This window comes from Rhizobium sp. Leaf384, assembly GCF_001424065.1.
Taxonomy (GTDB): domain Bacteria; phylum Pseudomonadota; class Alphaproteobacteria; order Rhizobiales; family Rhizobiaceae; genus Ferranicluibacter.
In genome coordinates this window covers 322,128-332,641 of the sequence record NZ_LMQE01000001.1, presented here as the reverse complement: position 1 = coordinate 332,641, position 10,514 = coordinate 322,128, and the positions used below count along the sequence as shown (strand labels likewise).

General features: G+C 64.5%; 11 protein-coding genes and 1 tRNA gene. 8 read left to right on the top strand and 4 right to left on the bottom strand.

Going from position 1 to position 10,514, the window contains the following annotated elements; translation table 11 throughout:
• Nucleotides 1-148: 148 nt before the first annotated feature.
• A complete protein-coding gene (locus tag ASG25_RS01650; RefSeq protein ID WP_062468431.1) occupies nucleotides 149-529 on the top strand; it encodes a hypothetical protein in 381 nt (126 codons plus the stop codon).
• A gap of 53 nt (nucleotides 530-582) precedes the next feature.
• Here ASG25_RS01650 and ASG25_RS01645 read toward each other — a convergent pair whose 3' ends face one another.
• The 3 genes from ASG25_RS01645 to ASG25_RS01635 form a co-directional block, all read right to left on the bottom strand.
• Nucleotides 583-813 (bottom strand): hypothetical protein, encoded by a 231-nt coding sequence (locus tag ASG25_RS01645; protein ID WP_062468429.1) that lies wholly within the window; start codon nucleotides 811-813, stop codon nucleotides 583-585.
• A 217-nt stretch (nucleotides 814-1,030) separates the two neighbouring features.
• A complete protein-coding gene (locus ASG25_RS01640) occupies nucleotides 1,031-1,387 on the bottom strand; it encodes a response regulator (protein ID WP_156379921.1) in 357 nt (118 codons plus the stop codon).
• Nucleotides 1,380-2,885 carry an HWE histidine kinase domain-containing protein gene (locus tag ASG25_RS01635; RefSeq protein ID WP_062468427.1) on the bottom strand — a complete coding sequence of 502 codons (1,506 nt, stop codon included), beginning with the start codon at nucleotides 2,883-2,885 and terminating at the stop codon, nucleotides 1,380-1,382. The genes ASG25_RS01640 and ASG25_RS01635 overlap by 8 nt, the downstream gene beginning before the upstream one ends.
• A gap of 194 nt (nucleotides 2,886-3,079) precedes the next feature.
• Between ASG25_RS01635 and ASG25_RS01630 the strand changes: the two genes are divergently transcribed.
• The 7 genes from ASG25_RS01630 to ASG25_RS01605 all read left to right on the top strand — a co-directional run bounded on the left by ASG25_RS01630 (nucleotide 3,080) and on the right by ASG25_RS01605 (nucleotide 10,035).
• Nucleotides 3,080-3,358 (top strand): hypothetical protein, encoded by a 279-nt coding sequence (locus ASG25_RS01630; RefSeq protein WP_156379920.1) that lies wholly within the window; start codon nucleotides 3,080-3,082, stop codon nucleotides 3,356-3,358.
• 45 nt (nucleotides 3,359-3,403) lie between these two features.
• Nucleotides 3,404-3,823 (top strand): DUF4174 domain-containing protein, encoded by a 420-nt coding sequence (locus ASG25_RS01625; RefSeq protein ID WP_162241377.1) that lies wholly within the window; start codon nucleotides 3,404-3,406, stop codon nucleotides 3,821-3,823.
• Between the two features lie 52 nt (nucleotides 3,824-3,875).
• Nucleotides 3,876-4,052 carry a hypothetical protein gene (locus tag ASG25_RS22490; protein ID WP_156379919.1) on the top strand — a complete coding sequence of 59 codons (177 nt, stop codon included), beginning with the start codon at nucleotides 3,876-3,878 and terminating at the stop codon, nucleotides 4,050-4,052.
• A gap of 465 nt (nucleotides 4,053-4,517) precedes the next feature.
• Entirely contained in the window at nucleotides 4,518-6,107 is a 1,590-nt protein-coding gene (locus ASG25_RS01620) for a peptide ABC transporter substrate-binding protein (RefSeq protein WP_162242170.1), read from the top strand.
• Nucleotides 6,108-6,385: 278 nt separating this feature from the next.
• Nucleotides 6,386-7,309: an oligopeptide ABC transporter permease OppB gene (gene oppB, locus ASG25_RS01615; RefSeq protein WP_062468421.1), complete on the top strand. Its 924-nt coding sequence runs from the start codon at nucleotides 6,386-6,388 to the stop codon at nucleotides 7,307-7,309.
• Nucleotides 7,302-8,432 (top strand): ABC transporter permease subunit, encoded by a 1,131-nt coding sequence (locus ASG25_RS01610; protein WP_062468419.1) that lies wholly within the window; start codon nucleotides 7,302-7,304, stop codon nucleotides 8,430-8,432. Before oppB ends, ASG25_RS01610 begins: the two co-directional genes overlap by 8 nt.
• 1 nt (nucleotide 8,433) lies before the next feature.
• Complete coding sequence (locus ASG25_RS01605; RefSeq protein ID WP_062468418.1) at nucleotides 8,434-10,035, top strand: ABC transporter ATP-binding protein; 1,602 nt, start codon at nucleotides 8,434-8,436, stop codon at nucleotides 10,033-10,035.
• A gap of 225 nt (nucleotides 10,036-10,260) precedes the next feature.
• Here the strand turns inward: ASG25_RS01605 and ASG25_RS01600 are convergent.
• Nucleotides 10,261-10,336, bottom strand: a tRNA-Val gene (locus ASG25_RS01600).
• Between the last annotated feature and the right edge of the window lie 178 nt (nucleotides 10,337-10,514).

The following is a 10,514-nucleotide window of genomic DNA, read 5'->3' as shown; positions in this document are numbered from 1 at the left end:
AGGCAGCCAGTCGGCGTCCCGGGCGCGGTCGTGACGGGGCCGTGCGGCTCTTGCGTTTAGACAACTCGAGAGGCCGACGGAGCGCCGCGGCGCCTGCAGGGCAGGTGACCGATCAACCGAGGTGGGCCATGTCCGGCCGGAGGCAGCGATGAACAATTTCCATGTCGGCCAGAAGGTCGTCTGCATCGACGACAAGTTCAAGAACGTCTCGATCGACCAGCTGATCCGCAAGGGCGAGATCTACACCATCCGCTGGGTCGGCGCCTACAGCCACTATATCGACGGCGAGTTCATCGGCGTGAAGCTCGAGGAGATCCACCGGGGCAATGACGACGGGCCAGAAGGCTATGGCGCTGCCGACATGCCGTATCGCGCGACCCGGTTCCGGCCGCTGTTGAAGGACCGGCTGTCGACGCTGAAGAACCTCCTGGCCCCGACACCCAAAGGCGAGACGCCTTACGCCCCTCCGGCACCCGAAGAGCCGAAGCGCGCGGCGCCCAAGCGAGAAAAGGAAAAGGTCGACACCTGAGCCGGTGCAAGCGCTGTCGGCTGGATGAGGCTCCGCGCAACGGAACGGCGCGCTTAGCGCTCGCTTCTGCCGCGGGCGCTGTCCTGCAGCAGATCCTGCAGCGCGGCTTCGCTGATCATGCCGCACTGGAAGACGTGAATCCGGCGCGCGGCGGCGATGTCCCCCGTCTCCGCACCGGCCGTGCAATGATCCTCGAAGACGCGTTCCAGCGCATGACCTCCGCGAGAGGCATGCTGTGCGTCCGGATGTCCTTCGGCGAGATGGCCGAAATTCCGTGTGGGCATGGTGATCTCCACCGATTTGACGGGCGTGCCGAGATACGCGCGCGCACATAAACAGACGTCCGATTGTACAGGACCCAGCCGGACTGGCGATTACCAGATCTGACCTGTCATTCGTCGCAGCCGCGATGAATTATTCCGAGCGTCGTGAAATATCCTACGCAACGGCGATGACGCAGACATGACCGTTCCGTGACAATGCGGAGGCAGGCGCTCCGCGTCAGAGCGCAGACGCCAGAAGGCGGCCGACATCGCCGACATTGAACGGCTTCTGCAGGACGGGCGCGGACAGTCCGGAGCCTTCGAGCCCGGCAGCGCCATAGCCGCTGGCGAACACGAAGGGGATTCCGCGCGTGCGCAGCAGTTCGGCGATGGGAAAGGACTGTTTGCCGGCGAGGTTGATATCGAGGATGGCGATATCGACGTCGATCGTGCGGGCGAGCTCGAGGGCCGGTTCGAGACGCATCGCGATGCCGGCGATTTCGCAGCCCAACTGGATAATGAAATCCTCGATGAGGAGCGCGACCAGCATCTCGTCCTCGACGATCAGGACACGTTTACCGGCAAGCTTATCCAAGATCGGCGCTTTCGCGGATGGCGGACAGCGGCGCCGAAAGTTCGAACACAAGGCCCTCGGGCCTGTGGTGGATGCGCACTTTTCCGGACAGCTCGACGGGAAGGGCGCGTTCCAGGAGATGGAAGCCGAAACCGCGCCGCTGCGGCGTCTGCACGGGCGGCCCGCCTTTCTCGCGCCAGGTCATCCGGAAGACCTCCTCATCCTCCAGCCGGGCGGTCTCGCAGACGATGTCCACGCGGCCGTCCGGGCGCGACAGCGCGCCGAACTTCGCGGCATTGATGGCGAGTTCGTGGAGCGCGAGCGCAAGGGACAAGGCGGCATGCGGCTCCAGACGAAGGGCCGGGGAGGTTACGTCGAACCGGGGACGGCCCGGATCCCCGTCGAGCACAAGTGCCGTGTCGAGGACGTCGGAGAGATCGGCGCCCGTCCAGTTCTGCGCCGTCAGCATGTTGTGCGCCCGCGAGAGGGCAAGGATCCGGTCATTGATGGAATCGGATGCTTCCCGCAGCGACATCGCACCGCGCAAGGTCTGCGTGGTGATGGCCTGAACCGAGGCGAGCGTGTTCTTGACGCGATGGTTGAGCTCGTTGACGAGCAGGCGCTGGCGATGCTCGGCGATGACCCGTTCGGTGACATCCGAGCCCTGCACGAAGATATGCGTGACGGTGCCGCTGTCGGACTTGATGGGCTGATAGACGAAATCGATGAAGCGCTCCTCGGGGCCGATATCGGGCGAGCGAATGATGACGAGGCGCTCGGACCAGCGGCTGACAGGCTCACCTGTGTGATAGGCCTGATCGAGGAGCGCCCAGAAGCCTTGGTCGGCAAGTTCCGGCAAGGCGTCGCGAGCGGGCTTGCCGATGACGTCGCGGTCGCCGATCAGCGCCTGATAGTTGGGATTGAGCATCTCGAACACGTGGTTTTCGCCGCGCAGCATCGCCATGAAGGTCGGTGCCTGGGCAAACAGCTGCAACAGGCGTTCGTGTTCGCGGGCAATGCGCTGGCGCGCCACGACCTCGCCGGTCGTTTCCACCACGATGGCGATGACACCGGCCGGCGTTCCCGCTTCGTCGAGCACCGGCGAATAATCGAGATTCATCCAGACCTGTTCCGGGACGCCGCGCCGGTGCAGGGTCAATTCCTGGTCGCGATAGGCCAGCGTACCCCCGGCGAGGCCGACCTTCATGACGTGATCGTTGAAATCCGCAATCTCGGCCCAACCCTCGCGGACCTTGGAGCCCAGAAGCTGCGGGTGGCGCTTGCCGGCAAAGACGGAATAGGCGTCGTTGTAGATCATGATGCCATGCTCGCCCCACAGCATGACGATCGGCACGGACGACTGCACCAGAAGCGCTGTCGCCGTTCTGAGGCTGCCCGGCCACGTCTCCACGCGTCCGAGCGGCGTGGCACCCCATTCAAAGTCGCGGATCAACTGCCTGATCCCATTCCCTTTCCCGAGAAAGGCGAACGCGTCTTCGGTCCGGTTGTTCTCGGTCATTCCCACCACCGTCTGTCCGTCCGTCCGTGAGGCGACGGCTCCAGTGGCGCGCCTCATTTCTCTGACGACATAGCAATCCGGCCTCGTCTGGCAAGGTGTCGTGGCGAGAAGTCGCGATGCCCTCCGGAACAATCGCGCCGATTTACGTGTTGCTAAGACAACGCCGGAGCAAGAGGCGCGGGAGGATGACGGTCATGAGCAGCAATGTCGAACCGAGAACGTTCGGGCACGGAAACATGGAAGGCAAAAAGGATGTCGAGGCGTGCAAGACGAACCTCGCCGATGCCTTCCAGTCGATCACGCGCAGCGGTGAGGTCAGCATGGGCTCGGCGGCCGGTGCCGAACTGCCCGACGAACTGCAGGAGCTGGTCAAGCAGGCGGAAGCCTCCGGCTGGCACCGCGATGTCGCGGAAGAGGCGATCCGCCAGCTGGCGCGTGAACTTCTCGGCGCCCGCGGTGCCGCCTTCGACTGAACTTCGACGGAAATGCTGAACGACGATACGGCTGAGGAGACGATCATGCTCAAATCCCTGATGACCGAAATCTTCGGCGTCGGCCCCCATCCGGAGGAAACGTCCGGCCATCTTCATGACCTGCAATGGGAAAAGCGCATTCTGGTGATCTTCTCCGATCCCGCAGGCATCAAGTCGCAGGCCCAGTTGCTGGCGCTCAAGGCGGACAAGGATGCCCTGCGCGATCGCGATCTCGCCGTGTTCTCCGTCGACGGCAATGATGTCCGCCCGGAGTTCGGCTCGGATGTGGTGCCGCAGGCGCATATGCTGCGCAAGGAACTCGGCTGCACACCCGGAACCTTCGCCCTCGTGCTCGTCGGAAAGGATGGCCATGTGAAGGCTCGGTACGATGACGTCGTCGAACCCGCCCTTGTTTTCGCCGAGATCGACAGCATGCCCATGCGGCGAGCCGAGGCCGGCCTTTAGGCCTGCACCCCGCCGCCGACGTTTCTGGAATTCCCGTCTGACAGGAGACCCCATGTCCACCGTAGCCGATATGTCCACCGTACCCGATCCCGTTCTTCCGCCGGTCCCCGGCAATCCGCCGATCCCCACGCCCATGCCGCCGATCACGGAACCGGAGCCGGACCGGCTGCCGGACGAGACGCCGAATCCCAATCCCGACGAGACCGACGCGCCGCCCTTGTCGGTATGAGCAGTCGGCATCGGTTTGGTCGGCCTTGAGGATTGCGCACAGCTTCTTTGGTGCGAAATAATCCGTGCTCGGCACATGCGGGAAAAGGTTGATCACAACTTTCGGCTGTCGTGTTTTGCGTGTCTGCGAGCGCACGGCGCGGCCGATCCCGCGGCGACGTCTTCCGCGGATACGGCCTTTGACGTAAGGTGCGGGAGGAGTTTGACGCCGCTTCCCGGCCGTCTGTTTGCCCGGGTCCTCTGCTGTTCACCGGGTTCGGATGGACAGCCTTTCTTGCAACCGGCGGGATGATCGACGGCCCGCCGCCGGTCCGCCCGGTGCTGGCGGACGAGATCGGGCAAGGGTTGCGTTTCCCCAATTTTTCGCCTTTGCTGCCGCTTTGGCGCCCCGAGATGGCGCAAACGGGCAAGGAGAGTATCGATGACCGCACCCCTGACTGGACGCCGGCCTTTGCCGATGACGACCATGACGCGGACCCTGCGACGGGCCGCCTTGATCGGCTCGCTGTTGCTGGGCGCGAGCCCCGCATTGGCCGAGGTCGTGCTCAATCGCGGCAACGCCGGTGAGCCCCAGACGCTCGACCAGGCGCATACCTCGATCAACATCGAGGAGTTCATCCTCAAGGATCTCTACGAAGGTTTGACGATCTATGACGCCAAGGGCGAGATCGTGCCCGGTGCGGCGGAAAGCTGGACCGTGTCCGACGACGGGACGGTCTACACCTTCAAGCTGCGCGACAATGGCAAGTGGTCGGACGGATCCCCGGTGACGGCGGAGGATTTCGTGTTTTCGCTGATGCGGATCGAGGACCCGAAGACGGCGGCCGGTTATGCCAACATCCTCTATCCGATCAAGAATGCCGAAAAGGTCAACAAGAGCGGCGCACCGCTCGACCAGCTGGGCGTGAAGGCGATCGATTCGAAGACGCTGGAGATCACGCTCGAGCGCGCGACGCCCTACTTCCTCGAATTGCTGGCGCACCAGACGGCTTTGCCGATCTCGAAGGCGAGCTTCGAGAAGAACGGTGCCGATTTCGTCAAGCCCGGCATCATGGTGTCGAACGGTGGTTTCAAGCTGACGGAACATGTCGCCAACGATCATCTGACCCTGACGAGAAACGAGAACCATTGGGACGCGGCCAACATCAAGCTCGACAAGGTCGTCATCTACCCGCTCGAGGATCAGGCCGCCGCGGTCCGTCGCTACGAGGCGGGCGAGCTGCAGGTGAACTACAATTTCTCGGCCGACCAGATCGAGCGGCTGAAGAAGCAGTTCGGCGACGAGGTCCATATCTCGCCGGCGCTTGCGACCTACTACTACGTGTTCGACACCCGGACCGCGCCAATGGACGACGTGCGTGTCCGGCGCGCGCTGTCCATGGGCATCGACCGCGACTTCCTCGCGACGGAAATCTACAGCGGCTCGCAGCAGCCGGCCTACGGCTTTGTGCCTCCGGGCCTGCCGGACTACGGCGCCCCGTCGCTCGCCGATTTCGCGACGAAGAGCCAGCTCGACCGTGAGGACGAGGCTCTTGCGCTTCTGAAGGAGGCGGGCTTCGGCGAGGGTGGCAAGCCGCTCGAGATCGAGATCCGCTACAACACCAACCCCAATCACGAGCGCGTCGCAACGGCGGTCGCCGACATGTGGAAGACGGCCTTCAACGCCAAGGTGACGCTGGTCAATCTCGACGTGTCGTCGCATTACGCCTACCTGCAGGAGGGCGGCAAGTTCTCGGTGGCGCGCGCCGGCTGGACGGCCGATTACGGCGATCCGGAAAACTTCCTCGCCATGAACACGACGAGCAACAAGACCTTCAACTACGCCAAGTGGAGCAATGCGGACTACGACGCATTGATGGCGAAGTCGAACGACGAGAAGGACCCCGCGGCCCGTGCAAAACTGCTGCACGAGGCAGAGGCGCTGCTCATGAAGGAGCAGCCGGTGGCCCCCCTTCTGTACCAGAACGAGCTGTGGCTCGTGTCCAAGAAGGTCAAGGGCTGGGTCGACAATGCCAACAACCAGCATCTGAGCCGCTTCCTCAGCATCGGCGAGTAAGCCAAATGAGTCAGGGCTTGCTCGGTCATGGCTGAGTGAGCCCTGGCCGAGTGTGCCTGACATGGCGGGTCCCGGCCGCTGCCCTGCGCGCCGCCGCCTTTCACGCTTTCAAAACGTCACGGTCGCGCGAGCCTTTTTCAAACGTTCCGCGCCGGACGGCCCCTCGCTCCCGCCCGCCTTGCGAACGACCGCAACCGATCCGGCCTCGTGCCGGCGTCGTCGGTCCGGTCGATCGGGGCACGTGTCGCTGTTCCTTCCGCCCTCCCATGGAGACGGCCATGCTATCCTTCGTTCTTCGCCGCCTTGCGAGTGCCGTGCCGACGCTGTTCATCGTCGTCACGATCTCGTTCTTCCTCATGCGCTTTGCGCCCGGTGGCCCGTTCAATCTCGAGCGGCCGCTCTCGCCCCAGACCATGGCCAACATCAACAAGGCCTATGGGCTGGATCTGCCGCTCTGGCAGCAGTATCTGCGCTACCTCGGCAATGTCGTGCGCGGCGATTTCGGGCCGAGCTACATCTATCGCGACAACACGGTCGATCAGCTGATCGGCATGGGGTTGCCGTATTCGATCGAACTGGGCCTCTGGGCGCTCGGGCTTGCGCTGGTCGGCGGTGTCGCCGCGGGCACGTTTGCCGCCCTCCGGCAGAACAGCCTGCTCGACGTCGGCCTGATGACCCTGTCGACGGTGGGTGTCACGGTGCCGAATTTCGTCATCGGGCCTGTCCTGACCCTCATCTTCGCGGTCACCCTGTCCTGGCTGCCGGCCGGCGGCTGGGGGGACGGATCGCTGCGGTTTCTGATCCTGCCGATGATCGCGCTGGCGCTTCCCCAGCTCGCCGTCTTTGCCCGCCTAACGCGCGGCGCGATGATCGAGGCGCTGCACACGGACCATATCCGCACGGCACGCGCCTACGGCCTGCCGACCCGCACGGTGGTGGTGACGCATGCGATGCGCGCGGCCATGCTGCCGGTCGTCTCCTATCTCGCGCCTTGCGCCGCAGCGCTGCTGACGGGCTCCGCCGTCATCGAGACGCTGTTCACCATTCCCGGTGTCGGCCGCTTCTTCGTGCTCGGCGCCATCAATCGCGATTATACGCTGGTCATGGGCACGGTCGTGCTGATCGCGGTCTTCGTCATCGTCTTCAACCTAGTGGTCGACATTCTCTACGGCCTGCTCGATCCGAGGGTTCGCCATGAGTGATCTCGCCCAGATGCCGGCGGTAATGCCGGAAGCGGCAAGCCGCAGCCTGTTCCAGCTCGCCGCCACGCGCTTTCGGCGCAACCGCGCCGCCATGGCCGGCAGCGTCGTGCTGGTGCTCGTCGCCCTGTTCTCGTTCCTCGGGCCGCTGTTCATCAGTCACGCCTACGACCAGGTCTTTCCCTCCTATGTCTCCGTGCCGCCGAGCCTCGAGCCGCGGCCCGGTGCCGACAGCCTGGAGGGCGCGATCTCGGCCGCAGCCGCCCGGGCCCGCGTCACGCTGCAGGCGTTCGAGGTCGAAGGACAGACCTTCACGGCGACCTTCACGGCCGACGCGGCGATCGATCCGCGAACGACGCGCTATATCGATCGCGCCAACGAGTTCGACGACACGAAGGTCACGGAAACACGCGACGATGGACGCACGATCGTGGTCGAGGGGCGCGTGTCGCGCGAGTATTTCCTGTTCGGCACCGATTCGAACGGCCGCGACCTCGTCGCGCGCGTCATGCTCGGTGGGCAGATCTCGCTCGCGGTCGGACTGCTCGCCAGCCTCGTCTCTCTCGGCATCGGCGTTCTCTACGGCGCAACGTCGGGCTATCTCGGCGGTCGGGTCGACAATGTCATGATGCGGTTCGTCGAGATTCTCTACTCGTTGCCCTTCGTCTTCCTCGTCGTCGTGCTCGTGGTCTTCTTCGGCCGCTCCTTCATTCTCATCTTCTTGGTGATCGGTGCGGTGGAATGGCTCGACATGGCGCGAATCGTGCGCGGGCAGACACTGGCGCTGAAGCGCCGGGAGTTCGTGGCCGCCGCGCAGGCGCTCGGCCTGACCGACTGGCAGATTATCCGCCGCCACGTCGTGCCCAACACCATCGGACCGGTCGTCGTCTTCGTCACCGTCGTGGTGCCCAAGGTGATTCTCCTCGAGAGCTTCCTCTCTTTCCTCGGCCTCGGCGTTCAGGCGCCGCTGACGAGCTGGGGCGCGCTGATCTCCGAAGGGGCCAACAACATCCAGTCGGCGCCATGGCTGCTGATCTTTCCCGCCTTCTTCTTCGTCCTGACCCTGTTCTCTTTGAACTTCGTCGGCGACGGGCTGCGTGACGCACTCGATCCGAGGGACCGCTGACATGTCGGAACCAGATGACATCATTCTCGACGTTCGCAATCTCAAGGTGACCTTCGACACGCCGGATGGACCGGTCGAGGCGGTGAGGGGCATCGACCTCGACGTCCGGGCCGGAGAAACGCTGGCCGTCGTCGGCGAAAGCGGTTCAGGCAAGAGCCAGACCATGATGGGAATCATGGGCCTGCTCGCCGCCAACGGACGCGTCAGCGGCCAAGCGGCCTATCGCGGGCAGGACCTGATCGGCCTGCCGGTGAAGGCGCTGAACACCGTGCGCGGCGCCAAGATCACCATGATCTTCCAGGAACCGATGAGTTCGCTCGATCCGCTCTATACCATCGGGCGACAGATCGCCGAGCCGATCGTCCACCATCGCGGCGGCAGCTTCCGGCAGGCGCGGGCGCGCGTGCTCGAGCTGCTCGACCTCGTCGGCATTCCCGATCCGCAGCGGCGAATCGACAGCTATCCGCACGAGCTTTCCGGCGGCCAGCGCCAGCGCGTGATGATCGCCATGGCACTTGCCAACGATCCCGACATCCTCATCGCCGACGAGCCGACGACGGCCCTCGACGTGACGATCCAGGCGCAGATCCTCGATCTCCTGAAGTCGCTCCAGGCGCGCTTCGCGATGGCGGTGGTTCTCATCACCCATGATCTCGGCGTCGTCCGACACGTGGCCGACCGCGTCGTCGTGATGCGGCGGGGAGAGGTGGTGGAACGGGGCGCGACGACGGACATCTTCGAACGGCCTCAGGCCGACTACACGAAGATGCTGCTGGATGCCGAGCCGCGCGGCGAGAAGCAGCCGGTGCCGGCCTCCGCGCCCGTCCTTCTCGATGGGCGGCGTGTCTCGGTCGACTATGCGATCGGAGGTGGCCTCTTTTCCAAGCGTTCCAGCACCTTCCGCGCGGTCGACAGTGTCAGCCTCCGGCTCTGCGAAGGGCAGACGATCGGCGTGGTCGGCGAATCGGGCTCGGGAAAATCGACGCTCGGACGGGCGCTTCTGCAGCTCGTGCCGGCCTCGGGCATCATCCGCTTCGACGGGCAGGACGTTTCGGGCTTCGACCGGAAGGCGATGCGCCCGCTCCGCCGGGAGATGCAGCTCGTCTTCCAGGATCCGTTCGGTTCGCTATCTCCGCGACAGACCGTCGGCGAGATCATCACGGAGGGGCTCTATGTCCACGAGCCGGATCTGAGCCGCGCCGACCGCGATAAACGTGCCATCGAGGCGCTGAAAGAGGTCGGGCTCGATCCGCAGGCGCGCAACCGCTATCCGCACGAATTCTCCGGCGGCCAGCGGCAGCGCATCGCGATCGCGCGGGCGATGATTCTCAAACCCCGCCTCGTCGTTCTCGACGAGCCGACATCGGCGCTCGACCGCTCGGTGCAGGGGCAGGTGATCGACCTTCTGCGCCGCCTGCAGGATGCCCACGGCCTCTCCTATGTCTTCATCAGCCACGACCTTGCCGTCATCAAGGCCATGGCCGACTACGTCATCGTCATGAAGGATGGTGAGATCGTGGAGGAGGGGGACACCGAGGCCCTGTTTGCGGCTCCGCGGCAGGCCTATACGCAGACGCTGCTCAGCGCGGCCTACACCGCCTGACGGTGCAGCGCCGCTGCGGCAGGCCGGCGTCGTCACGCGCACGAGACATACCGGTACGCGGACGCGCACCCTGAACGTATCTGCGCGCGGACGCGCACACGAACCATACCGGCGCGCGGACGCGCGTCGGGTCCACGCCCGACAAGCATGTGGGAACACGCGTCTTGCGTCCCGTGAGGGAGCACCTGGATAACGTTCGGAGTGGGATAGCAAGGCGGGGAAGAATGGTGGGCGATGACGGACTCGAACCGCCGACATCCTCGGTGTAAACGAGGCGCTCTACCAACTGAGCTAATCGCCCGCCGCGTTGGTGGCCGTGATGTATTCGGAACCGTTGCAAACCGCAAGACCGGATGACGGGTTTTCCGGTGTTTTTTTATGGAGGCCGCACCTCTCCCTCTTTTCTCCCGCATTTCCCGGCATCGCGCGCGCCGCGAAGGATGTTTTCCGCCTTTTTCGCAAGCGTTTCGGGCGAAGAC